This window comes from Pseudomonas sp. NPDC090755, from assembly GCF_044769005.1.
GTDB lineage: Bacteria > Pseudomonadota > Gammaproteobacteria > Pseudomonadales > Pseudomonadaceae > Aquipseudomonas.
The window spans coordinates 1-24705 of record NZ_JBIVXC010000031.1 but is presented as its reverse complement, the minus strand read 5'-3'; the positions used below and the strand labels follow the sequence as shown (position 1 = coordinate 24705).

The 24705-nt window shown below is 62.2% G+C and carries 17 protein-coding genes and 1 pseudogene; 16 read left to right on the top strand and 2 right to left on the bottom strand.

What is annotated here, in order from left to right:
• The first annotated feature begins 10 nt into the window (after window positions 1-10).
• The 14 genes from ACIQUS_RS26000 to ACIQUS_RS25935 all read left to right on the top strand — a co-directional run bounded on the left by ACIQUS_RS26000 (window position 11) and on the right by ACIQUS_RS25935 (window position 21437).
• Window positions 11-1195 carry a lipid-transfer protein gene (locus ACIQUS_RS26000; protein WP_403053663.1) on the top strand — a complete coding sequence of 395 codons (1185 nt, stop codon included), beginning with the start codon at window positions 11-13 and terminating at the stop codon, window positions 1193-1195.
• A gap of 10 nt (window positions 1196-1205) precedes the next feature.
• The gene (locus tag ACIQUS_RS25995; RefSeq protein ID WP_403053660.1) at window positions 1206-1646 is read left to right on the top strand and encodes a MaoC family dehydratase N-terminal domain-containing protein; all 441 of its coding nucleotides are present in this window, start codon (window positions 1206-1208) and stop codon (window positions 1644-1646) included.
• 12 nt (window positions 1647-1658) lie between these two features.
• Entirely contained in the window at window positions 1659-2075 is a 417-nt protein-coding gene (locus ACIQUS_RS25990; protein WP_403053657.1) for a MaoC family dehydratase, read from the top strand.
• A 36-nt stretch (window positions 2076-2111) separates the two neighbouring features.
• Complete coding sequence (locus tag ACIQUS_RS25985) at window positions 2112-2945, top strand: SDR family NAD(P)-dependent oxidoreductase (RefSeq protein WP_403053654.1); 834 nt, start codon at window positions 2112-2114, stop codon at window positions 2943-2945.
• Window positions 2946-3004: 59 nt separating this feature from the next.
• Entirely contained in the window at window positions 3005-4585 is a 1581-nt protein-coding gene (locus ACIQUS_RS25980; RefSeq protein WP_403053651.1) for an arylsulfatase, read from the top strand.
• A gap of 195 nt (window positions 4586-4780) precedes the next feature.
• Entirely contained in the window at window positions 4781-6223 is a 1443-nt protein-coding gene (locus ACIQUS_RS25975) for a coniferyl aldehyde dehydrogenase (protein WP_403053649.1), read from the top strand.
• A gap of 1 nt (window position 6224) precedes the next feature.
• Window positions 6225-7841, top strand: coding sequence for a GMC family oxidoreductase (locus ACIQUS_RS25970; protein ID WP_403053646.1), 1617 nt, complete (start codon window positions 6225-6227; stop codon window positions 7839-7841).
• Between the two features lie 95 nt (window positions 7842-7936).
• A complete protein-coding gene (gene phaC, locus ACIQUS_RS25965; protein WP_403053643.1) occupies window positions 7937-9613 on the top strand; it encodes a class II poly(R)-hydroxyalkanoic acid synthase in 1677 nt (558 codons plus the stop codon).
• A gap of 145 nt (window positions 9614-9758) precedes the next feature.
• Complete coding sequence (locus tag ACIQUS_RS25960) at window positions 9759-12479, top strand: LuxR C-terminal-related transcriptional regulator (RefSeq protein WP_403053640.1); 2721 nt, start codon at window positions 9759-9761, stop codon at window positions 12477-12479.
• A gap of 124 nt (window positions 12480-12603) precedes the next feature.
• Window positions 12604-14160 (top strand): long-chain-fatty-acid--CoA ligase, encoded by a 1557-nt coding sequence (locus ACIQUS_RS25955; protein ID WP_403053637.1) that lies wholly within the window; start codon window positions 12604-12606, stop codon window positions 14158-14160.
• Between the two features lie 561 nt (window positions 14161-14721).
• Window positions 14722-16596 (top strand): DUF1302 domain-containing protein, encoded by a 1875-nt coding sequence (locus tag ACIQUS_RS25950; protein ID WP_403053635.1) that lies wholly within the window; start codon window positions 14722-14724, stop codon window positions 16594-16596.
• A gap of 13 nt (window positions 16597-16609) precedes the next feature.
• Window positions 16610-17968 (top strand): DUF1329 domain-containing protein, encoded by a 1359-nt coding sequence (locus tag ACIQUS_RS25945; RefSeq protein ID WP_403053632.1) that lies wholly within the window; start codon window positions 16610-16612, stop codon window positions 17966-17968.
• Window positions 17969-18037: 69 nt separating this feature from the next.
• Window positions 18038-18994, top strand: coding sequence for a WD40/YVTN/BNR-like repeat-containing protein (locus ACIQUS_RS25940; RefSeq protein WP_403053629.1), 957 nt, complete (start codon window positions 18038-18040; stop codon window positions 18992-18994).
• Window positions 18995-19001: 7 nt separating this feature from the next.
• Window positions 19002-21437, top strand: a complete 2436-nt coding sequence (locus ACIQUS_RS25935; protein ID WP_403053626.1) for an RND family transporter — start codon at window positions 19002-19004, stop codon at window positions 21435-21437.
• 78 nt (window positions 21438-21515) lie between these two features.
• On the opposite strand, the gene yfcF is transcribed toward ACIQUS_RS25935, so the two are convergent.
• Both yfcF and ACIQUS_RS25925 read right to left on the bottom strand, forming a co-directional pair.
• On the bottom strand, window positions 21516-22148 hold the full coding sequence (gene yfcF, locus ACIQUS_RS25930; protein WP_403053623.1) for a glutathione transferase: 633 nt from the start codon (window positions 22146-22148) through the stop codon (window positions 21516-21518).
• 294 nt (window positions 22149-22442) lie between these two features.
• Entirely contained in the window at window positions 22443-23201 is a 759-nt protein-coding gene (locus ACIQUS_RS25925; protein ID WP_403053677.1) for an alpha/beta fold hydrolase, read from the bottom strand.
• Window positions 23202-23339: 138 nt separating this feature from the next.
• Between ACIQUS_RS25925 and ACIQUS_RS25920 the strand changes: the two genes are divergently transcribed.
• On the top strand, window positions 23340-24227 hold the full coding sequence (locus ACIQUS_RS25920) for a LysR substrate-binding domain-containing protein (protein ID WP_403053620.1): 888 nt from the start codon (window positions 23340-23342) through the stop codon (window positions 24225-24227).
• Between the two features lie 107 nt (window positions 24228-24334).
• Window positions 24335-24705, top strand: a pseudogene (locus ACIQUS_RS25915) (NADPH dehydrogenase); the annotation flags it as partial.

Sequence of the window (24705 nt, the reverse complement as noted above, 5' to 3'; positions counted from 1 at the left end):
GAGCACGCTAATGAGCCGCAATGTGTATGTGATCGGGGTCGGCATGATCCCCTTCGTCAAGCCGGGAGCCAACGCGCCCTATCCGCAGATGGCCGCCAGCGCCGTGCGCCTGGCGTTGGCCGATGGCGGCCTGGGCTACGGGCAGGTTGAACAGGCTTATGTCGGCTATGTGTATGGCGACTCCACCTCCGGCCAGCGCGCCCTGTACGAAGTCGGCATGACCGGTATTCCGGTGGTCAACGTCAACAACAACTGCTCCACCGGCTCCAGTGCGCTGTACCTGGCCAACCAGGCCGTGCGCAGCGGTGCGGCAGAATGTGCCCTGGCGCTGGGTTTCGAGCAGATGAGTCCCGGCGCACTGGGCACCCTGTTCGGTGACCGGCCCAGCCCCTTCGAGCGCTTCGACGAGGCCACCGACGAGCTGGTCGGCAATGCCGATGTTCCGCTGGCGTTGCGCTACTTCGGTGGTGCGGGCCTGGCGCATATGCAGCAGTTTGGTACGCGCCTGGAAACCTTCGCCAAGATCCGCGCCAAGGCCAGCCGACATGCGGCCAACAATCCGATGGCGCTGTTTCGCAATGTCGTCAGCACCGAGGATGTGATGAATTCTCCGGCAGTATGGCCAGGCGTGCTGACCCGCCTGATGGCCTGTCCGCCGACCTGTGGTGCCGGTGCGGCGATCCTTTGCTCCGAGAACTTCCTCAGGCGTCATGGTCTCAAGGGGGGCGTGCGCATCCGTGCGCAGTCCATGGTCACCGACACGCCGCACACCTTCTCGGCGCATGACATGCGTGAGGTGGTCGGCTTCAGCATGACCAGGACGGCGGCGCAGCGGGTCTATGAAGCGGCCGGCGTCGGCCCGCAAGACATTCAGGTGATCGAGCTGCATGACTGCTTCGCCCAGAACGAGCTGCTCAGTTACGAGGCGCTGGGCCTTTGCCCGGTCGGTGGAGCAGAGCGCTTCATCGAGGATGGCGACAACACCTACGGCGGCAGGTTCGTCACCAATCCATCGGGTGGGCTGCTCTCCAAGGGTCATCCATTGGGCGCAACGGGCCTTGCCCAGTGCACCGAGCTGGTCCAGCAGCTGCGTGGTCAGGCTGATCTGCGCCAGGTCAAAGGTGCGCGCCTGGCCCTGCAGCACAACCTGGGGCTGGGCGGCGCCTGCGTCGTCACCCTCTACGAAAAAGCCTGAGGAGCGAACCATGATCGACAAGAAGTGGATCGGCCATGAACTGGCCGCCACCACAATGGTGCTCGAGCGCGGACGCCTGTGCGCGTTCGCCCGGGCCATCGGTGAAACCGACCCGCTGTACACCGACCTGACTGCCGCCCGGGATGCCGGCCATGCCGACCTGCTGGTGCCGCCCACCTTCCTGTTCGGTGCCGAGCTGGATGCCGGCACGGTGGACCGGATGCTGGCGGATCTGGACATCCCGATTGCCAGGATCCTCCACGGTGAACAGAGCTTCACCTACCACCAGCCGGTGTGCGCGGGCGAAACGGTCACGGTGAAGTCGCGCATCGACGACATCTTCGACAAGAAGGGCGGCGCCCTGGAGTTCCTGGTCAAGACCTCGGAAGTCCGCAACGACAATGACGAGCTGGTCGCCGAGTTGCGCACCGTGCTCGTCGTGCGCAACTGAGGAGCTGCGAACATGACGTATGCACTGCAAAACGTGAAGGTCGGCGACGTCCTGCCGGCGTTGTCGCTGCCAGTGGTGGACCGCACCACCCTGGCCCTGTTTGGCTGCGCCTCGGGTGATCTCAACCCGATCCATATCGATGTCGATTTTGCCCGCAAGGCCGGTATGCCCGATGTCTTCGCCCACGGCATGTTGGGGATGGCCTGGCTCGGCCGCCTGCTGACCCAGTGGGCGCCACAACGCCAGCTGCGTCACTTCGGTGTGCGCTTCCAGGGCATCACTCACCTGGGCAACGTTGTGACCTGCCAGGGCCGGGTGGTCGAGATCGCCGATGTCGACGGCGAGCGCTGCGTCCGGGTCGAGGTCGCCACGACCAACCAGTACGGCCAGGTCAAGATCGCTGGCGACGCCCTGATCGCCATCGGCTAACCCCTCCTGATTTCCAACCTGATGTGAGACCGATAAATGAACAAGAAACTCGAGGGCAAAGTTGCCCTGATCACCGGCTCCGGCCGTGGCATCGGCCGCGCCATCGCCCTGAAACTGGCGGCCGACGGTGCCCGCGTAGTGGTCAATGACCTGGACGCGGAACCGGCGATGGAAGTGGTGGAGGCCATCAAGGCCATGGGGGGTGAGGCGATCGCCTGTGTCGGCAGCGTCGCGGCGCCGGACTTCGCCGAGCGCTTCGTGGGCGCTGCGGTCTCGCACTACCAGGGGCTGGACATCATCATCAACAACGCCGGCTACACCTGGGACAGCGTGATCCAGAAGATGAGCGACGAGCAGTGGTACGCCATGCTCGATGTACACCTTACCGCGCCATTTCGCATCCTGCGCGCGGCGCAGCCGGTCATCCGCAACCTGGCCAAGGCTGAGCAGGAAGCCGGTGTGCGCAATGTCCGCAAAGTGGTGAATATTTCTTCGGTTGCCGGCCTGTTCGGCAATGCCGGTCAAGCCAACTACGCCACCGCCAAGGCCGGTATCACCGGCATGACCATGACCCTGGCCAAGGAGTGGGGGCGCCTGAACACCACCGTCAACTGTGTGGCCTATGGGTTTATCAAGACGCGGCTGACCGAAGCCAGTGCCGACGGTAACGCCACCGCGGAAATTGAAGGCCGCGCGATCAAGGTCGGCATCAATCCCGACCTGATGACCATGCTCGAGCGCAGCATTCCCCTGGGCCGCGCCGGCACACCGGAAGAAGCCGCAGGCTCGGTCTACCTGTTCTGCATCCCCGAGTCCGACTATGTCAGTGGTCAGACGCTCATTTGCAGTGGCGGCCTGACCGGTATGTGACCGGCTCATTCGGCGCTGTTTGGATAGTCCGGCGTGGCTGGTCAGAAAAAGGACACAACATGAAAAAACAACGCAAGTGGCTGTTGCCGGTCATCCTGGCAGGCGTTTCTCAGCTGGGGCTTACGGCAACGGCCGGGGCGGCTGACAAGCCGAACATCCTGGTGATCTACGGCGATGACATCGGCCAGACCAACATCAGTGCCTATGGCAAGGGTGTGGTCGGCTATAAAACACCGAACATCGACCGCATTGCCAGCGAAGGCATGATGTTCACCGATTACTATGGTGAGAACAGCTGCACGGCCGGCCGTTCCACCTTTATCACCGGGCAGTCTTCACTGCGCACGGGGCTGACCAAAGTCGGCATGCCCGGTGCGCCGGTCGGCCTGCAGGCGCGCGATATCACCATCGCCCAGGCCCTGAAGGCGCAGGGCTATGCCACTGGTCAGTTCGGCAAGAACCACCTGGGAGACCGCGACGAGTACTTGCCTACGGCCCATGGCTTCGACGAGTTCTTCGGTAACCTGTACCACCTCAATGCCGAAGAAGAACCCGAACGCCCTTACTGGCCCAAGGATGACCCGGACTTCGTCAAGGCCGCCACGCCGCGTGGGGTGATCCACAGTTTCTCGGACGGCAAGATCGAAGACACCGGCGCGCTGACGACCAAGCGCATGGAAACCATCGACGATGAAACCGTCGCGGCGGCCCAGAACTTCATCAAGAAACAGGCCTCGGCCGACAAGCCGTTCTTTGTCTGGATGAACACCACGCGCATGCACCTGTTCACCCACGTGCGCAAGGCGCATCAGGGGATGAGTGGAATGCCCGGCAACGACTATGCCGACGGCATGCTCGAGCACGATGGTGACGTCGGCAAATTGTTGAAGACCCTCGACGATCTGAAAATCGCCGACAACACCATCGTGGTCTACAGCACCGACAACGGGCCCAACCAGTTCTCCTGGCCGGATGCGGCAACCACGCCGTTTCGCAACGAGAAGAACTCCAACTGGGAAGGAGCCTTCCGGGTACCGGCGCTGGTGCGCTGGCCAGGCAAGATCAAGGCCGGCGAAGTGTCCACCGAGCTGTTCTCGGGGATGGACTGGTTCCCCACGCTGCTGGCGGCGGCCGGTGATAGCGACATCAAGGAGCGCCTGCTCAAGGGTGCCAGCATCGGCGGCAACACCTACAAAGTGCACCTGGATGGCTATAACCAGCTCGACTACCTGACCGGCAAGACGAAGGACAGTGCGCGTAAGGAGTACTACTACTTCAACGACGACGGCGTGCTGGTCGCATCGCGCTTCGGCGACTGGAAGGCGGTGTTCTGCGAGCAGCGTAAACCGGGTGGCTTCGAGGTGTGGAGCGAGCCGTTCGTCTGCCTGCGGGCGCCGAAGATCTTCAACCTGCGCATGGACCCCTATGAGCGCGCTGACGTGGTCTCTGACCAGTATTACGACTGGATCATCAAGAACGCCTACCTGCTGGGCGTAGCCACGATGAAGGCGTCCCGGTTCCTGCAGACCTTCGTCGAGTACCCGCCGAGCCAGAAGCCGGCGAGCTTCAGCATCGATCAGGTGCGCAAGCGCGTGGACATGCAGATCGAAGAAAAACTGCGCCAGCAGAAACAGCCCTGATGTGCCGATGCCGCACGCCATGACGGCGGGCGGCATCGTTTTTCCGGCCGTTGCTTAAGGTCCAATGCAATAGCTTTGGTGCCTACGGCTATTTTATGCCTGCAGCCCCGGTCGTACGCTTTTCTCACGCACAGATGCCACCCGGCAGTGTTCCGGGGGCGGGTGGGCAGTATCCAATAAGAAAGGAACCCAGGCATGAACCACGAAATGGCGGCGCAGCGCGTTGCCCGTGTATTCGCGATGCAACGCGAAGCTTTCCGTGCTCAGCCGCATCCTTCACTGGGCGAGCGCAAGGCACGGCTCCGTGCGCTGCGCACCCAGTTGCGGCGTTACCAGGATGTCATCGCCCAGGCGATGAGCGCCGATTTCGGCCACCGCTCGGCGGTCGACACCAAGTTCCTCGACCTGATGGGCTGCATGCTTCATATCAACCATACCCTCAAGCATCTGGGGGGGTGGATGAAGCCAAGCCGACGTCCGACCGAGTTGCTGTTCAAGGGTAACCAGTTGAGGGTCGAGTACCAGGCAAAAGGCGTGGTGGGCGTCATATCCGCCTGGAATTTTCCGGTCTATATTGCCGTCGCCGGCCTGGTCAGCGCACTTGCCGCAGGTAATCGGGTGATGCTCAAGATGTCCGAGTTCAATCCCCGTACCAACGCCGTGCTCAAGCGCATGCTGGCCGAGGTCTTCGACGAGACGCAGGTGGCCCTGGTCGGCGGTGAGCTGGAAGACCCCGGGCTGTTTTCCTCACTGCCGTTCGATCACATGGTCTTCACCGGCTCACCCGGCGTCGGGCGCCTGGTCATGCGTGCCGCCGCGGCCAACCTGACACCGGTGACCCTGGAACTGGGCGGCAAATCGCCTGCGGTGGTACTGGCCGACTACGACTTGAGCGATGCCGCACGGCGTATCGTGCATGGCAAAGGCACCAACTGCGGGCAGATCTGCATTGCGCCGGACTACGCCCTGGTGCCGAGCGGCGAGGTGGAGCGCTTTGCCAGCGAACTTCGGCGCCAGTTTCAGGCGCTCTACGGTGCGCGGCCGGCACACAATGACGACTACAGTTCGATCATTGACGATCGCCAGTACCAGCGCCTCCAGGGGCTGTTGGAAGATGCGCGGGCCAAGGGCGCCCATGTCACGGTGTGTGGCGAACCCGGCCCCGGGCGCAAGATGCCGCTACACATCCTGACCAGGGTGACGCCGCAGATGCGGGTCATGCAGGAGGAAATCTTCGGCCCGTTGCTGCCCGTGCTGGGCCATGACGGCCTGGACAGCGTGGTCACCCAGATCAATGGCGGGCAGCGGCCTCTGGCGCTGTACATCTTCTCCACCGACACACAGAGCATCGACCGGTTGCTCGGGCAGACCCATTGCGGCGGGGTCACCATCAACGACTGGGGATGGCATGCCCTCAACCACGCCGCCCCGTTCGGTGGCACAGGCAATTCCGGCATGGGCAACTACCACGGCGAGGAAGGCTTTCGCGAGCTGAGCCACGCACGCACGGTGTTCAAGCGACGTACCTGGTTCCCAACCCATTTATTCCATCCGCCCTTCGGTGGCCGGCTGCAAAAGCTGACACTGAAGCTGTACCTGGGCAGCGCCGATTCGACCGTGAATCTTGAGGACAATTGATATGGCTCAGCGTGAATTCGACTATGTGGTGGTGGGTGGTGGATCGGGCGGCTGTCCGGTCGCGGCCAGGCTGAGTGAGGATCCGCAGGTCAGTGTCTGTGTGCTCGAAGCCGGCGGCAGTGACAAGAAGGTGCTGATCCAGGCGCCGCCGGGCGTGGTGGTCATGATGCGTGAAGGCTTCCATAACTGGTCGTTCGAAACCGTGGAACAGCCGGGCCTCAACGGTCGCAAGGGCTACCAGCCACGCGGCAAGGCACTGGGCGGCTCCAGTTCGATCAACGGCATGGTCTATGTGCGCGGCCACCGCTGGGACTACGACCACTGGCAGAGCCTTGGCAACCCGGGGTGGGGCTATGACCAGGTATTGCCGTATTTCAAGAAGTCGGAGCACAACGAGCGCTTCGGCGAAAACGAGTTCCATGGCGCTGGCGGCCCGCTGAATGTCGCGGAGCTGCAGTCACCGAGCCCGCTGTGCGAGGTGTTCATGAGCGCCGCCGAGGCGCAGGGCGTTGCCCGCACCGACGACTACAATGGTCGCGAGCAGGATGGCTGCTTCCGCTATCAGGTGACCCAGAAAGACGGGGAGCGTTGCAGCGCGGCCAAGGGCTATCTGTGGCCCATTCTCGATCGCAAGAATCTGCAGCTCTATCTCAACGCCCCGTTTCATAGCCTGATGTTCGAGGGCAAGCGCTGTGTCGGGGTGCGTTATCACAACGGCAAAGACATCGAGGAGGTGCGTGCGCGTCGTGAGGTCATTCTCGCTGCGGGTGCCTTTGGTTCGCCGCAGGCCTTGATGTTGTCCGGTATCGGCCCGGCTGGGGAATTGGCCAGGCTGGGTATTCCGTTGCGGGTGGACCTGCCCGGCGTCGGGCAGAACCTGCAGGATCACATTGACTACACCGTGCCCTACAAGGCCCGCTATCCCGAGGGCTGCATGGGCCTGACGCTCGGTTCCGGGGTCAAGATGGCCGCTGCCGCGGTGGAGTGGGCGAGCAAGCGCAGCGGCATGCTGACCACCAATTTTGCCGAGGCCGGCGCCTTCCTGCGCTCAGATCCCGCCCTGGACAAACCGGACCTGCAAATGGTCTTCGTCACCGCCGTGGTCGATGACCATGGTCGCCGTTTGCACTGGGGCTATGGCTACAGCTGCCATATCGAAGTGTTACGGCCAAAAAGCACCGGCACCGTCACGTTGCGCAGCCGTAACCCACTTGATGCGCCGGTTATCGATCCACGCTTCTTCGAACAGCGCGAAGACATCGACTTGCTGGTGCGGGCGGCGAAGATCCAGTCCCGCATCCTGGAATCCGAACACTTCAGCCGCTTTGGCCCGGAACTCATCTATCCCATCGACTGGAACGACGACGCCCAGATCGAGCAGGACATCCGCCGTCGTGCCGATACCCAGTACCACCCGGTCGGTACCTGCAAAATGGGCCCCGCCTGTGATCCGCTGGCGGTGGTCGATGCGCGTCTGCGGGTGCGTGGCGTCGAAGGTCTGCGGATCGCCGACGCCTCGGTCATGCCCACCATTCCCGGCGGCAACACCAATGCGCCGACGGTGATGATCGGCGAGAAGGCGGCCGCGATGCTCAAAGAGGATGCACGTTACGGATAAATGCGCGTGCGGCCCGCCCTGGGCCGCTTCGCCAACGATGGATGCGAGACAGGCTTCGAGCCACCCTGAGTGTTGAGTAAACACGGAGTGTGACAATGGACAAGAACGATAAAGAGCTCTCTTCGCAGGCCGCCAATCACACCTTGAGCCTGAACCCGGCATTCGGCCCGCGTGGGCGCGACTTGCTGGGCAGTGCCCGCCTGGTCCTGCAACAGATGGTGAAGCAGCCGGTGCACAGTGCCAGGCACATGCTCACCTTCGGCATGCAGTTGAACAACATCCTCCTCGACCGTTCGCAGCTCCAGCCGGCAGCAGGGGACAAGCGTTTCGACGAGCCGACCTGGCAGCGCAACCCGGTGTACCGTCGCTTGATGCGGGCTTACCTGGCGTGGTGCCAGGAAATGGATGACTGGATCAGCGCCAGCGACCTCAACGAACAGGATACCTATCGCGGCCAGTTCATCATCGGGCTGCTGGCGCAGGCCATGTCGCCGACCAACACCCTGGCCAACCCGGCAGCACTCAAACGCTGCTTCGAAACTGGTGGCAAGAGTGTGCTGGATGGCGTCGTCAACCTGGCCCGCGACGTGATCGAAAACGGGGGAATGCCCAGTCAGGTGGACAAGTCGGCGTTTCAGGTGGGCTACAACCTGGGCATTACCGAAGGCGTGGTGGTGTTTCGCAACGAGTTGCTGGAGCTGATCCAGTACCGGCCCCGCAGCGAGCAGGTGCAGGTGCGGCCGCTGCTGGTGGTGCCGCCGCAGATCAACAAGTTCTACCTGTTCGACCTGGCACCGGAGAAGAGTCTGATTCGCTTCCTGCTCGACGGTGGTATCCAGACGTTCGCCGTCAGTTGGCGCAACCCGGGCAAGGCCCAGCGCGAGTGGGGCTTGTCGGCCTACATCGAGGCCCTCAAGGAGGCGGTCGACGCGGTACTCGCGATTACCGGCAGCGCTGACCTGAACACCTTCGGTGCCTGCTCCGGCGGCAGCACCATGTCATCGCTGCTGGGGCACTATGCCGCCCTTGGCGAGAAAAAGGTCAATGCCTTCACCCTGGCGGTGAGCATGCTGGATATACGTCCCGACACCCAGGTGTCGATGTTCGCCGACGAGAAGTCCCTGGCGGCAGCCAGGCGGCGCTCCCAGCAAGCGGGCGTACTCGAGGGCCGGGAACTGGCCAAGGTATTCGCCTGGATGCGCCCCAACGACTTGATCTGGAGTTACTGGATCAACAACTACCTCTTGGGTAACGAGCCGCCAGCCTTCGATGTACTGTACTGGAACAATGACACCACCAATCTGCCAGCGGCGCTGCATGGCGAGTTCATCGAAATGTACCAGACCAATCCGCTGACCCGCGCCGGGGCCCTGGAGGTGTGCGGTACTCCCATCGACCTCAGGCAGGTGACCTGCGACTTCTACTGCATGGCCGGCCTGACGGATCACATCACGCCCTGGGATGCCTGCTACCGCTCCATGAACCTGTTCGGTGGCCAGGGTGAATTCGTGGTTTCCAGCAGCGGGCACATTCAAAGCATCCTCAACCCGCCGGGCAACCCCAAGGCGCGTTTCATGACCGGCAACAGCTTGCCAGAGGATGCGCAGGCGTGGCTGGAGGCGTCGAACGAGCACACAGGGTCGTGGTGGACCCATTGGCTGGCCTGGCTGCAGGCGCGCTCGGGCACGCGCAGAAAAGCCCCGCTGAAACTGGGTAACAAGGCTTACCCCGCGGCTGAAGCGGCGCCTGGCACCTATGTGCATCTGCGCTGATGCTGCTATGGGCGGGCAGGTGATGCCCCGCTGTTCAACGGCAAAGGGGCGTCACACCGGTCGTCCCGTGTGTTCCGGTACGGGACTGCTATCGCGATAAACTACGTCGAATGTGACAGGCGTCATTCATTGTCTGGTTAGCCTTATGAAGTGCTCCACTACCATCCTTATCCGTACCAAATGGTCGCCGCCACGTGTCGACCCCAGGGCCTTGCCGCGGGAACGCCTGCTGGAACTGCTCGAAGCCGGGCGCGAGCGCAGACTGACCTTGATTCTGGGCCCGGCGGGCAGCGGCAAGAGCACCCTGGCGGCGCAATGGCGGCAGCGGTTGATCCGTGCGGGCCTGGATGTCGCCTGGTTCAACCTGGGGTCCGACGACGAGACGCTGTGGGCCGCCTACCTGGTCGCCAGCCTGCGGGCAGCGGGCCTGGCGGTCGGCGAGGAGATGATCGGCCTGAGCGAACGTACCGACCAGCGCTCGCTGGAGGTGCTGCTGTCACTGCTGATCAACGCCCTCTACGAGCACCCGCAGTCCATTTACCTGTTTCTCGAAGATCTTCACTACCTCACCGCGCCGCCAGCGTTGGCCATGCTCCAGCGTCTCATCGAGCTGGCGCCGGACAACTTTCACCTGGTGATCACCACCCGCCAACGCCCGGCCCTTGGCCTGCTGGCGATGGGGATAAAGGGACAGTTGACCCAGATCGACTTCGCTGACCTGCGCCTGACCGCAGAAGAACAGCTCAGCCTGCTGGCGCTCAACGGCCTCGATGGCCTGTCCGAGGAGCAGCAGCAGCGCCTTTACCAATTGACCGACGGCTGGGCTGCGGGGCTGCAGATCAGCGTCCTGTCCCTTCGCCACAGCAAGGATTTCGAACAGGGCTTTCGCGCCTGCTTCGATGTGTCCAGGGCCGTCGATGAGTCAGGTATCGATGCCTATCTGGATGAGTGCTTCAGCCGTGTGCTGTCAGCCGAACAGATCGCCGCGATGGTGCAGGTGTCGACGTGCCGACGCTTCAATCGCGAGTTGTGCGCGGCCTTGACCGGCAATCCCGAAAGCACGGCGGTGCTCGATATCTTGTGGGAACAGAACCTGTTCCTGCTGCCGATCGACCTTGATGGCCGTTTGCAGTGGTTCCGTTTCCATCAGATGTTTTCAGGCTACCTGGAGCGCCGCCGCAATGAGCTGCCAGCGGCGCAGATGAACCGGGTCAACCAGGCGGCCAGCCAATGGTTTGCCGAACACGGCTTGTATGTCGAAGCCATTCGCCACGCCCAGGCGGCCAATGACCTGGAGGGCAGCGTACAGTTGTTGGCACGGGCGGCACGCTCCTTGATCGCCGACGCGCATTTTGCCCAACTGTTGCGCCTGGCCGACGAGTTGCCGCGTCAGGCCTGGTCCAGGCAGATCGGCCTGCTCCTGGCCGTGGGGTGGGCGGAGCTGACGTGCAATCGCCTGGAGCGCTTCGAGTTGACCCTCGGCTCGATCGAAGATCACCCTGAGGTCGATACCCCGGAAGTTGCAATCGAACTGCGTCTGCTGCGAGCGATGTACCTGCTGCGTCGTGATGATTCGACCCAGGTGCTGGCGCTGCTCGACCCCTTGATGGCGCAGCCGTCCGGGCTTCGTCATTTTCACTTGCTCATGCTCTACACCCTGGCCGGCGTGGCCCTGCTCAAGGCCGGGCGGACGGTGTTCGTGCGTGATCTGGTCTACCGCACGCGGGGATTGCTCAAGCACGCGCAAGGACCGGGTGCGCGGCCGTTTCTTGATCCGTTGTGCGGGCTCAGCTTTTTTGTCCAGGGTGACATGAACCAGGCCCGGCGCGACCTGGAAGCGGTCCTTGGGCAGGTGATGCGCCACGACTCGCTGGCACAGGATGTGGCGATCTTCATCAAGTCCACCCTTGCCCTGACCTGTTATCACCTGGGCAGCCTGGAAGCGGCCGAGGATTACCTTGAAGGCTGTTTCGGTGTGGCCGAGGTGCTGGGCACCTCGGACTGCATTTTGTATACCTACCAGGCCCAGGCGCATCTGCAGTGGGCTGCCGGCAGGGTGGAGGCCGCGCATGCAACGCTCGATCGGCTGGGTGAGATCGCCGAGAGCACTGGCGTCGATCGTCTCCAGGCGTGGCGGTTTTCCGAACAGATCCAGTTCGCCTGCCAGCAACTTGACCTGGCCCGGGCTCGCGAAGCCAATCGGCGCCTGGGTGTGCTGGCCGCGCCGTACCTGACCCAACGGGGTTGTGCCTGGGCCGAAATTCCCCTGGCCTGTGCACTGGCGCAAACCGCGCTGGATCTGGCCGAAGGCAACTTTCGCGCGGCGGCCGAGGTGGGGGAGAGCTGGGCGTTGGTCTGCCAGGAGTGGGGCCAGTTGCAACCTGCGACCGTGCTGTGTATCCGTGCGGCAATCGCCAGGACTGCATTGAACCAGTCCCATGAAGCCCAGCGCCACCTGGCGACGGCCTTGCGCACGGCGTGCGAATACGGAATGTTCCGGGTCTTCCTCGATGAGGGGGGGGCAGGGGTGCGCCTGTTGCAATCGCTCAGCAGCAGCGCCTTGACCGCCCTGGAGCGGGACTACGTGCAGCACTGCCTGATGCGCGCCGCCGATGGGCAAGGTGGCTCCAGTGGCCCGCAAGAGGGCGCTCGGGCGCAGTTGGCGGGTGGCGATATCCTGTCGCCCCGTGAGCTTGAAGTGGTCGAACAGCTGGCGCGTGGCCTGTCCACCAAGAGCATTGCCAAGGTGCTTGATCTGTCACCCGGCACGATCAAGTGGCACCTGAAGAACATCTTCGGCAAACTCGGTGCTTTTTCTCGCGAAGATGCCGTGAACAAGGCGCGGCAATTCGGCCTGTTCGACTGAGGTCGGCCCCTCCCGAGATGGGAGGGGTGCGGGCAACCGCCCTGCGATAGGTTGCCGGGAGCGATGCCAGCGAACTGCCGTACAGGCAAGGACAACAACAATAGCTGCAACCCCAGGAGAGACCATGTACTTCACTCAGCCCTTGCACCGTAACCTGCAACGCAGTCCTGAGCGTTTGATGACTGTTTACGGTGACCGTAGCCACAGCGTGCAGCAGTTTGTCGAGCGAGTTGCAAGGCTGGCCGGGGCGTTGCGCGAACTCGGCGTCAAGCGTGGCGACTGCGTTGCCATGCTCGGCTTGAATTCTGACCGCTACCTTGAATATTGCTTCGCCGTGCCCTGGGCCGACGCTGTGCTCAACCTCTGCAACACGCGCTGGAGTGCACAAGAGAACGCCTACGCGCTGAGCGATTCGCAAAGCACGGTGCTGCTGGTTGACGACCACTTCAAGGACGCGGTTGCGCAGATGCGCGAGCAGGTGCCTGCCTTACGTCATGTCATTTACCTCGGCGAGGGGCCGACACCTGACGGCATGCTGGATTACGAAGCGCTGCTGGCCCAGGCAACGCCCATGGAGGATGCCCGCCGTGGCGGCGATGATTTGCTGGGTGTGTTTTACACCGGGGGCACCACGGGCTTTCCCAAGGGGGTGATGATCAGCCATGCTGCCTTCTGGAGCAGCCAGATCGCCCTGGCGGCCGAAGGCCTGGTGCGGCCGGAGGCGACCATGCTGCGTGCGGCGCCGATGTTCCACCTGGCGGACATGGCCACCGGTTATGTCGGTGTGCTTGAAGGTGCGAAACACGTCATCCTGCCCGCGTTCCAGCCCCTCGAGGCGATGGCGGCGATCCAGGGCCATGGCATCGATGTGGCCATGCTGGTGCCGACCATGATCCAGCTGCTGATCAACCACCCCGAGGTGGGCCGTTTCAATCTGGCTTCCCTGCACCATCTGATCTATGGCGCATCGCCCATTCAGGAGCAGACACTGCGCAGCCTGCAAGCGCTGTTGCCAGGTGTGCAACTGTTCCAGGCCTACGGGCAGACCGAGATGAGCCCGATCGTGTCGGTGCTCGGCCCGGACCAGCACAGCGCGTCTGCCAAGCCGGGCATGCTCCGCTCTTGTGGGCGCGCCACCCGGGCGGTGGAGGTGAAGATCGTCGATGGCGATGGCCGCGAAGTGCCGCGCGGCAGTATCGGCGAAATCGTGGTGCGTGGCCCGAACATGATGAGCGGTTACCTGAACAAGCCCGACCAGACCCTGGCGGCATTGCCCGGCGACGGCTGGCTGCGTACCGGTGATGGCGCCAGGATGGACGAGCAGGGCTACATCTTCATTGTCGATCGCCTCAAGGACATGATTGTCACGGGCGGCGAGAACGTGTTTTCGGCCGAGGTGGAGAATGTGCTCTGTAGCCACCCGGACGTTGCCATGTGCGCGGTGATCGGTATCCCCAGCGAGCAATGGGGGGAGGCGGTGCACGCGGTGGTGGTGGCCAAGGCGGGCGCCGCGCCGAACGCGGAGGCGCTGATCGCCCATTGCAAGCAACGGATCGCCAGCTACAAGGCGCCCAAGAGTGTGGCGTTCTGCGCCGCGCTTCCGCTCTCCGGCGCCGGCAAGGTGCTCAAGAACGAACTGCGCGAGCCGTTCTGGCAGGCCAGTTCGCGGCGTGTCGGCTGATTGTGGGAGCGGGCTTGCCCCGCGATCGAGTGCGAATGACGAGCCCGCGCACAGAGACTGGCGGCAGCGGCTACACCCTGTAGCCGCTGCCGAGGAACGAGACTGCGATCGACTGCGCAGCAGTCGCAGCACGGTCACCTCGTTGTACCCGACAGACAGAAGTCGCCAGGTTTTACGGTCGCTTCGCGACCGATCGCAGCCTGGCGGCAGCGGCTACACCGTCAGGCAATCAAGACAGTTGCTCCCACAGGGCTTTTCGTACAAAGCCTAAGTCAAATCGCCCCTCGACGCGCTGAGCCTTGATGGCCAGCGCGTTGTGCATCTCCGCGTTTCTTGCCCGTAGCCGTACCCGTCCTGGACGCGGCGAGGTGCTTGTGTTCACGCCCCTCCCAAGCCCCTCCCATCTCGGGAGGGGCTAACCGCCAGATGCCCACGGTTTACTGAGCTCGCCAATACCTGGCCCGCGAATGCATGGGGAGTGGGGCGTTATCTGAAGGATTGCCAAAGGGCCAGCGTGTTTGAGCACACCGATAGCGTCGGGATTTTTTAGGAATGTGAGCAATGACAATAATAAATTCGCCACAAACAGAGTTCATCCGGCACAGGCTTGGCCAGGCAGTACTGCTGGGTATGCTCGGCGCCGGCGCAGGTAACGCGCAGGCATTCAATTTCGACACCGACAGCGGTTGGTCGGGGAGTCTGGACACCACGGTTTCCATTGGCAGCAGCTGGCGCGCCGAAGCGCGGGACAACGAGCTGTACAGTCGACTGGATGGCCAGGTGATCGGCAAGACCGACGGCCTGGGTGGGTCGAACACCGACGGCGGTAACCTCAACTACGATCGTGGCGATCGCTTCTCTACCATTGCCAAGGTCCTGACCGAGCTGAACCTGAGCAAGGGCGATATGGGCGGCTTGCTGCGGGTCAAGGGCTGGTATGACCAGGCACTGGAAGACGAGGACGTGCACTTCGGCAACCAGGCCAACGGCTATCAGAAGAAGCCCCTGTCCGATGATGGCTTCGAGGACTTGCAGAAGAACAAGGGCGTTTACCTGCTCGATGCCTATGTCTATGACACCTATTACCTGGCTGAGCGTCCGCTGCAGGTGCGCCTGGGGCGGCAGGTGCTGAACTGGGGCGAGAGTGTCTTTGTGCAGGGCGTGAACCAGATCAACCCGATCGACGTGCCCTCGCTGCGCCGGCCGGGTACCGAGGTCAAGGAGGCCTTGCTCCCGGTCTGGATGATTTCCGGCAGCTTCGGCCTCAGCGAAGGCTTGTCGCTCGAAGCCTTTTACCAGTTCAAGTGGGAGCCTACCGTCGTTGAAGGCTGTGGCAACTACTGGTCGACGACCGAGACCATCATCTCGACTCACCCAGGTGGCTGCACCATGGCCACCTCGCTGCCTTCGGTGAGCAATCCGGTCGGCTTTCGCAATGGCCTGAACGTGCCGCTGAGCAGCGGGGAAGATGCCAAGGACTCTGGCCAGTGGGGGATGGCGCTGCGCTACCTGGTCGAGTCGATCGACACTGAGTTCGGCGCCTACGCCATGAATATCCACTCGCGCACGCCGATCATTTCTGGCCACAGCGGCACGTGGGGGGCAATCCCGGTCGGGGCGCGGGGGCCATTTCTCAACCCGATACAGGTCCATGAGCAACTGCCCTTCAACGCCACTTCCTCCAGCGGTTTCTGGGAATACCCCGAAGACATCCGCCTCTATGGCCTGAGCGCGGCAACTACCCTGGCCAGCTGGTCTGTCGGCGCGGAGCTGAGTTACTCACCCAATGCGCCGGTACAACGCAACGGTAACGACCTGGTCGGTGCCTTGGTGCAAGGTGTTGGACCGCAGGGCGCGCAAGCGCGTGCCGCCGGGCAGGACGCTTATGTTCGAGGCTACGACCGCTTTGAGAAGACCCAGTTGCAGGTCAACGGGATCAACCTGTTCCCCAATGTGCTGGGTGCTTCCAACCTGCAGGTGGTGGGAGAGGTCGCCTTCCAGTGGAACGATGTCCCCCAGGGTGACGACGATATTCGCTACGGGCGGGGCTTCATCTTCGGCTCCGGCTCCCATCCGACCTATGGCGGCAACCTCTGCGGTACTGCCAGCAACCCGCAGCCCGATGGCTGCAAGAACCAGGGATACATCACCGACTTTGCCTGGGGCTACCGCCTGCGCGGTCAGCTGGAATACCCGGACCTGCTGGGTATCGGTGTCAGCACCTATCCGAGCCTGTTTCTCGGCCAGGACGTGGACGGTGTGTCGCTGGACGGCCAGTTCAACGAGGGTCGCCTGACCGTCGGTGCCGGTGTGCGCTTCGACTACCTGAAAGAGCACAGCCTGGAATTCAACTACGTCACCTACAACAACGATGCCGAGTACGACCCGTTGCGCGACCGTGACTACTACTCCGCCAACTACAGCTACAAATTCTGATGAGGAACCGGGCATGAAAACAATAACGATGTGCCGCAAACCACTGGCGCTGGCGCTGACTACCGCGCTGCTGATGGGTACCGGCAATGCATGGGCCAAGTTGACCGCCGAAGAAGCCGCTCGCCTGGGCGCCGACCTCACGCCGGTCGGCGCAGAGAAAGCCGGCAATGCCGATGGCAGCATCCCGGCCTGGCAGGGTGGCCTTACTGCGCCTCCGGCAGGCTGGACGCCGGCGAAGGGCTACGTCGACCCGTTCCCGCAAGACAAGCCGCTGATGGTGATCACGGCGGCCAATGCCGACCAGTACAAAGACAAACTGACGCCCGGCACCCTGGCCTTGTTGAAGAAATACGACAACTTCAAGATGCCGATCTACCAGACGCGACGCACCGCGGCGCTGCCGGCCGAGGTCACTGCCAAGGCCAAGGCCCAGGCTACCCAGGTCGAGTTGCAGGGCTTTGGCCTTAGCAACCTCAATGGTTCGAACATCCCGTTCCCGATCCCGAAGAATGGTCAGGAGGCGATCTGGAACCACCTGGTGCGCTACCTTGGCGGCGGTTTCGAGCGCTCCTATCACTGGTTCCCGGTGCGTAGCAGCGGCGAGTCGTACAAAGTCGGTTTCCGCGAAAACCGGGTGTTCGACCAGAACATGGATCGCAGCATCGACAACCACCTGTTCTCCTTCCTGGGCTACTTCCAGGAACCGGCTACCTTGCAGGGGACGGTGTACCTGGTGCGCGAGCCCGTTGACCAGGTCAAGGAGGCGCGCTCGGCGTGGATCTACAACGCCGGTGCCCGCCGTGTCCGCCGCGCCCCGGACCTGGCCTACGACAACGTCAGCGACGGCACCGAGAGCATGCGCGTGACCGACCAGTACGACGGCTACAACGGCGCCCCAGACCGTTACGACTGGAAGCTGGTCGGCAAGAAGGAAATCTATGTTCCGTACAACGACTACAAGCTGTCCGACAAGTCATTGAAGTACGAGAACATCCTGCAGAAAGGCACCATCAACTCCGACCTGATGCGCTACGAGCTGCACCGTACCTGGGTCGTCGAAGGCACGCTCAAGACCGGCCAGAAGCATATCTACGGCAAGCGCACGATGTACCTCGACGAGGACAGCTGGACCGTACTGCTCGAAGATGCCTATGACACGCGCGGTCAGCTGTGGCGCATCGGCGTGCATCCGCAGATCCAGTTCTATGACGTCGGTGTGCCGTGGTACCGCGCCAACATTTTCCATGACCTGAGCAACGGGAACTACATCGTTTCCGGCCTGGACAACGAGGTCCGGCAGCCGTGGAAATTCGGCGTCACGGGTCGCCAGGCCGAGTTCCAGCCCGACGCCCTGCGCCGCGCCGGTCACTGATCCCTCAAGCGGCAGCGAGGCGACTCTATCCCGGGTCGCCTCAGACTAATAACAAGAGAGGAATGGCCAATGGCCTTTTTTGCCAAACCGGTGCACGGCGTGCTCTGGGCAGTGCTTGCGGCGTCGACCGCCGTCCTTGCGGATGAGCCGGTGATGCCCGGGTCCCCGATCAAACCGGACCGCATCATTCTGCTCGATATCCAGCGAGTCGGTACGCAACTGTTCAGTGTCGGCGAGCGTGGCTGGATCCTTCGCTCCGTCGACCAGGGGCAACATTGGCAAGCCGTACCGACCCAGGCCCAGCGAACCCTGACGGCGCTGGCGTTTGCCGATGAGCACCTGGGTATCGCTGTTGGCCATGGCGCTACGCTGTTGCGCACCACCGATGGCGGCCAGCAATGGACACGTATTCCGCTTGACGGCATAGGCCATGACTCGCTGCTGGGTGTGACCCATTTGGGAGGCGGGCACTTTGTTGCCTACGGCGCCTTCGGTCACTACCTGGAGTCTCGCGACGGTGGGCAGCACTGGGCCCGCAAACAGGTGCTCGACGAGAACTTCGACCGGCATATTGCCAGGGTCATCGTGGCCGGTGGCCGACTCTTCCTGTTCGGCGAGTCCGGCACGCTGCTGCGCTCGGATGACAGGGGCGAGCATTGGCAAGCGCTGGAGTCGCCCTATGAGGGCTCGTTCTTCGGCGGCCTGGCCACGCCAAACGGTGCGCTGCTGGCATTCGGCATGCGCGGCAACCTCTATCGCTCCAGCGACCAGGGGCAGAGCTGGCGATCGATCGAGCTGGAGTCGAGCGTGGCCTTGCAAGGCGGGCAGGTCTTGCCGGACGGACGCATCGCCTTGGTGGGCAATGCCGGCCTGGTGGCACTGAGCAGCGACGATGGGCGCAGTTTTCAGCTGAGCAAGGCCGCCCATGGTGGCCTGGCGCAGATCGTGGCAGTGGACGACGGCGCGTTGGTCGTCGGCGATGCCGGCGTGCAGTCGCTGCGCCTGGCAAAAGCTTCAGGCAATTGAGGTTCCTATGAGCAACTATCAAGACGACCGCGGTATCCGACCCGTCGCTGACGAACTGGCGCTCGATCGCCAACACTTTTCTCGCGGCCTGGTCGGAAAAGTGTCCTACTGGATTTTCCATTTTCGTCGGCCGCTGCTGATCTTTTTCATTCTGCTGACGCTGTTGTTCACCTTTACCGCCACACGGCTGCGGGTGGAGGCGGGCTTCTCCAAGATGATCCCGCTGCAACATGAGTACATGCAGTCATTCCTCAAGTACCAGTCGGTGTTCGGCGGTGCCAACAAGGTGCTGCTGGTGTTGAAGAACGACAAGGGCGAGATCTTCGAGCCTGCCTTCATGGACAGCTTGCGCCAGGTCACCGAAGAGGTGTTCTACATCAAGGGGGTCGAACGCAGTTCGGTCACCTCGCTGTTTACGGCCAATGTGCGCTACAACGAAGTGGTGGAAGACGGCTTTCGCGGAGGCAACATTGTCGCCGCCGACTTCGCCGGCACCCCCGAGCAACTCAAGGCGGTGCGCGAGAACGTGCTCAAGTCCGACTGGGTCGGCCGCATCGTCGCCAATGACCTGAGCGCGGCGATGGTGGTGGCGAACCTGCAGGAAGTGGACCCCGAGACAGGAAGCCGCCTGGACCTGCAGGCGGTGGGTAAAGCCCTCGAGGCGGTGCGCGCCAAACATGAGAAAGACGGCATCAGCGTGCACATCATTGGCTTCGCCAAATCCACGGGGGACATTGCCGATGGTGCCGCGGGCGTGCTGTTGTTCTTTGCCGTGGCGTTCGTGATTACTGCGCTGTTGCTCTACTGGTACTGCGGATCGCGGATGCTGACGTCCTGGGCGCTGGTGTGCGCCATGGTGCCGGTGATCTGGCTGCTGGGCCTGCTGCCGCTGCTGGGCTTGGCGCTCGACCCCATGTCGATCCTGGTGCCGTTCCTGATTTTCTCCATTGGCGTCTCCCATGCGGTGCAGATGACCAATGCCTGGAAGCTGGAAACCTTGCGTGGACACGACAGCATCACCGCTTCGCGCAATTGCTTCCAGAAGCTCTTCATTCCAGGCGCCATGGCGCTGCTGGCCAATGCCTTGGGCTTTCTGGTGATCGCCTTCGTGCAGATCGAGATGGTGCGTGAGCTTGCCATCACCGCCACGCTCGGGGTCAGCCTGATGATCCTCACCAACAAGCTGCTGTTGCCGATACTGCTGTCCTACATGCGCTTTTCGCCCAAGGATGCCGATCGCCTGCGTGGCAAGGAAACCGCCGGTGACTGGATGTGGGAGTGCCTTGGGGTGCTGGCCACCCGCAAAGGGAGTGTGCCGGTGATCCTGATGGCGTTGGCCTTGCTTGTCGCGGGTGTGTGGCAGGCGGGCAAGTTGAAGGTGGGTGACATGGGGCAGGGCGTCCCGGAGCTACGCGCCGATTCGCGCTACAACCAGGATGTGGCCATGGTCACTCGCAACTTCGCCATCGGCGTCGATCTGCTCCAGGTCGTGGCTGAGGCCAATGGCGCCGAGTCACCCTGCGTGGATCGCAACGTCATGAGCAAGCTGGAGGACTTCGAATTCTCCATGAAGCAGACCGAAGGCATCGCGACGGTACGCGGGTTGGCCGGCTATGTGGGCCAGGTCACCCAGGGCAACGCCGAAACCTTCATCAAATGGCGGACCATTCCTGAAGAGCGTGCGCAAATCGCCCAGGGCGTTGGTTTTGCCACGCGCCTTGGCAATGAACTGATGAACTCGACCTGCACCGCGATGCCCATTTCGCTGTACACCGAGGATCACCAGGCGTCGACCATCGCGCACATCATCGAGCGGATCAAAGCGTTCAAGGCCGACAACGACAGCGAGCAACTGCGCTTCCAGCTGGCCAGCGGCAACGTCGGCGTGATGGCGGCAACCAACGAGGCGGTGGCCGCGGCGGACAAGTGGGTCAACCTGGCGTTGTTCGGTTCGGTGACGCTGCTGTGCCTGCTGAGCTTCCGTTCGCTGCGCATCACCCTGTGCATCATCCTGCCGCTCGCCCTGGTGACGGTGCTGTGCAACGGGCTGATGGCGTTGCTCGGTATCGGGCTCAAGGTCAACACCCTGCCGGTGGTGGCGCTGGGGGTTGGCGTCGGCGTTGACTATGGCATCTACCTGTTCGAGCGCATCCGCCACGAAATGCACTCCCGTCACCTGGACCTGCGCGCGGCCTTTGTCGAAGCCCTCAAGCAGCGTGGCACCGCTTCGCTGTTCACCGCCGTGACCATGACGGTATCGGTGGCCACCTGGGTGTTCTCCACACTCAAGTTTCAAGCTGACATGGGCGTGCTGCTGGCGTTCATGTTCCTGGTCAATGTGTTCGGCGCCATCCTGCTGCTGCCCGCGCTGGCGGCCTGGCTGGTGCGGCCGCTAGCGGTCGGCAGGCAGGCTGCCGGACATTCCGTTATCTCTACTCCATGAGATGCTTTGCGGCCTTCGGGCCGCTTTTTTTTTTGCGCCTTGAGAGTGGTGGGTTCGCTCGGGCTTTATCTTAATCCCCTATATCAGAGGGCGTTGCAGTTTGACCCACTCCTGTACGGTTGGTCGTTGCCATTGGCGCTGCGCGTACTCCACCAGCGCGGGTGGCACGGCGTCACCATTGAGTATCAGCCGGTTGAGCATCAAGGCCAGGTCAACATCGGCAATCGACCATTGGCCGAACAGGTACGTGGGGCTGTCGGCCAGCAGTGTTTGCGCGGCACCGATCAGCTTGCGCGCTGCCGACTGGGCATCTGCCGACAAGGGACCTGATTTGCGGCCATAAAACACAACCAATGTGGACCGCTCCTGCCGAATGGGCAGCAGGTCACTGCGCAGCCATGCCTGGACTTGCCGTGCCTTCGCACGCTGCATCAGGTCTTTGGGGTAAACCGGCGCCTGGGGGAAAGCGTCTTCCAGGTACTCAGTGATCGCCGACGATTCAGACAAGGCGAAGTCGCCATGCACCAGCGTGGGTACCCGCTGGGTCAGCGAGAGACTGGCATAGTCTTCTGCCTGGTTTTCGAACGCTTCAAGGTCCACGGGGCTCATTTCAAATTCGATGCCTTTTTCGCGAAGCACCACGAAAGCCGACATGGCATAGGGGCTGGTGAATTGAGCGTCAACGTACAGGCGCAGGCGGGAACTGTTCACGGGGTCATCTCCATATGCATGAAGAAGACACGCTACGAAATCCGCAACGATAAATAAAATTCATGATTTTCATGGGCGTATTCCAGGTCGGAATACCGTGTTGACGCCCAGACAGCGTTTGAATAATGCCTCCACTGATCGCCAACCAACATCTGATGGCGTTTGGCGACGAAGGCTTTGGCATTTTCGCAAAGGGCATGGGACATCATTGCAACGCCTTGTTGTTATTCCGAGGTGTCTCTGACTCGATATGAGACACCTCGGCGACGCAGCTGAAGTTATGAGTGTGTCACATCACTGCGGGGTTTTATCTACTGCCTTCAAGATGATCTCCGCCACGGCTTCTGGCTTCGACAGATGTGGAACGTGGTCTGCCGCCAAGCGTGTCACCTGTGCAGAAATCTTCTTCGCCATCGCGGCCTGCAGCTCGGGTTGGATCATGTGATCCTGCTCACTGAGCAGATACCAGGAAGGCCTGGTTTTCCATGCAGCTGCCGTCACTTTCTGTTCGAAGCTGGAACCACGGATCGGTGTTTGCGTGACAATCATCAACCTGGTCTGGTCGCTGGAGACATCCGCCGCCAGGTGTTTCTCGATGCCCTCAGGCGTGAGGGTCAGAAAACCTTCCTTGTCGGCAACGATATGGGTGAGGCCCGTCGGGGTCGGGTAGGCCTTCGACAGGTCGGCAACCGATTCACCTTCCGAAGGCGCGAAAGCGGCGATGTACACGAGCGATTTGACGTTTTCATGCTGCCCCGCCTGGGTGATCACCATCCCACCCCATGAGTGGCCGACGAGCACTACCGGGCCCTTCTGAGCATCCAGGGCCCGGCGGGTAGCCGCCACATCGTCCTCGAGCGAGGACAGGGGGTTCTGCACGGACACCACGTTGAGCCCCTTGGCCTGCAGCAGCGGGATCACGTTGTTCCAGGTAGAACCGTCGGCGAAGGCGCCATGCACCAGCACCACGGTCGGCTTCGGTTGCACGGTGGGGGTGGACGCGGATGCTGACGCCGAGATCCCGACTACCGCTGCCAGGAGTGCCGTTTTCATGATCGATTTCACTGTATTTCACCTCTGAGTGGAACTGCCTTGTGCAGCAGGTTTTGCTGCGAGCACGATCACTGTACGGTTGAAATAATATGGTTAAAATCGATGTTTTATTTTATGACTTGAAACGGATTGATTCCAATGGACCGATTGACCTGTATGCGCGCCTTCGTGAAGGCGGTGGAAGCCGGCTCCATTTCCGCTGCCGCTGTCCAGCTCGGTTTGTCTTCCCAAGTGGCAGGCAAGCAGATCAGGGCGCTCGAGGACAGCCTCGGCACACAACTGCTCAGCCGCACCACACGCAGCCAGAACCTGACCGACAGTGGCCAGGTGTTCTATGAGCGCGCAAAGATCATCCTGGATGAGGTAGAGCAGGCGGAAGCGCTGATTGCCGAATCGCGCTCGCGGCCCAGGGGCAAGCTACGTATCAGTGCGCCGGTCACCTTTGGCAGTCACGGACTGGCGCCGGCATTGCCCGAATTCCTGCGTCAACACCCGGAGGTGTCCGTCGAGCTGTGCCTTACCAACCGCACGGTCGACCTGGTCGAAGAGAGCTATGACATCGTGTTCAGGACCGGCGAACTGCCAGACAGCAGCCTGGTGGCCAGGCGCCTGGGGGCCTATCCGCTGGTGCTCTGCGCATCGCCCGACTACCTGCAGGGGGCTGCACAACTGGGTACACCTGATGACCTGGCCAACCACGAGTGCCTGGTGTTCTCCCACACCTCATTGCGCACTACCTGGTCCTTCGATGGCCCAGAAGGCCGGATCACCATTCGGATATCGGGCCGTTTCTGCACGGACAGTGGCGAAGCGCTCAGGTCTGCGGCCGTTGCGGGTATGGGGGTTATGCTCCAGCCACTCGAACTGGTGGCGGATGAACTGCAAAGCGGTCGACTTGTCAGGCTGCTGCCAGAGTACGAGCCCTGCGCGCGTTCGATGCATGTGGTGCATGCCTCGGGAAGGCGGGCGACACCCAAACTGCGGGCTTTCCTGGATTTCGCAGTCAGAACGTTCAACTACCCGTGATCCTGTGTAGGTATAAAAAATGTATCTACATATCAAAAAAGTGCGTACTTACTAAAAAATAACTCAAGGCTTACGATGGCCCCACATCACCAACGGAGGCCTTATCCATGAGCTTGTTGCTTTCCCCCTTCGAACTGAACGGCTTGAAACTGCGTAACCGTGTCGTCATGTCGCCGATGTGCATGCACATGGCCGCCGAAGACGGCTTCGTCACCGACTGGCACCGCGTGCACTACGGTGCCCGGGCCCAAGGCCAGGCCGGCCTGATCTTTCCCGAGACGCTGGCAGTAGACAAAGACGCCCGCATCGGCGAAGGCGACCTGGGTATCTGGAGCGACGAGCATGTCGCCGGCCTGAAAGGCCTGGTCGACCTGCTGCACAGTTTCGGCGCCAAGGTGGGCGCGCAGATCGGCCATGCCGGCCGCAATGCCGATCTGCCGGGTGTGGTACGTGTGGCGCCTTCGGCGATTCCGTTCAC

Coding starts and splice junctions, on each gene's coding strand:
- ACIQUS_RS26000 (WP_403053663.1), top strand. CDS start 11: ATGAGCCGCAATGTGTATGTGATCGGGGTCGGCATGATCCCCTTCGTC.
- ACIQUS_RS25995 (WP_403053660.1), top strand. CDS start 1,206: ATGATCGACAAGAAGTGGATCGGCCATGAACTGGCCGCCACCACAATG.
- ACIQUS_RS25990 (WP_403053657.1), top strand. CDS start 1,659: ATGACGTATGCACTGCAAAACGTGAAGGTCGGCGACGTCCTGCCGGCG.
- ACIQUS_RS25985 (WP_403053654.1), top strand. CDS start 2,112: ATGAACAAGAAACTCGAGGGCAAAGTTGCCCTGATCACCGGCTCCGGC.
- ACIQUS_RS25980 (WP_403053651.1), top strand. CDS start 3,005: ATGAAAAAACAACGCAAGTGGCTGTTGCCGGTCATCCTGGCAGGCGTT.
- ACIQUS_RS25975 (WP_403053649.1), top strand. CDS start 4,781: ATGAACCACGAAATGGCGGCGCAGCGCGTTGCCCGTGTATTCGCGATG.
- ACIQUS_RS25970 (WP_403053646.1), top strand. CDS start 6,225: ATGGCTCAGCGTGAATTCGACTATGTGGTGGTGGGTGGTGGATCGGGC.
- phaC (WP_403053643.1), top strand. CDS start 7,937: ATGGACAAGAACGATAAAGAGCTCTCTTCGCAGGCCGCCAATCACACC.
- ACIQUS_RS25960 (WP_403053640.1), top strand. CDS start 9,759: ATGAAGTGCTCCACTACCATCCTTATCCGTACCAAATGGTCGCCGCCA.
- ACIQUS_RS25955 (WP_403053637.1), top strand. CDS start 12,604: ATGTACTTCACTCAGCCCTTGCACCGTAACCTGCAACGCAGTCCTGAG.
- ACIQUS_RS25950 (WP_403053635.1), top strand. CDS start 14,722: ATGACAATAATAAATTCGCCACAAACAGAGTTCATCCGGCACAGGCTT.
- ACIQUS_RS25945 (WP_403053632.1), top strand. CDS start 16,610: ATGAAAACAATAACGATGTGCCGCAAACCACTGGCGCTGGCGCTGACT.
- ACIQUS_RS25940 (WP_403053629.1), top strand. CDS start 18,038: ATGGCCTTTTTTGCCAAACCGGTGCACGGCGTGCTCTGGGCAGTGCTT.
- ACIQUS_RS25935 (WP_403053626.1), top strand. CDS start 19,002: ATGAGCAACTATCAAGACGACCGCGGTATCCGACCCGTCGCTGACGAA.
- ACIQUS_RS25925 (WP_403053677.1), bottom strand. CDS start 23,201: ATGAAAACGGCACTCCTGGCAGCGGTAGTCGGGATCTCGGCGTCAGCA.
- ACIQUS_RS25920 (WP_403053620.1), top strand. CDS start 23,340: ATGGACCGATTGACCTGTATGCGCGCCTTCGTGAAGGCGGTGGAAGCC.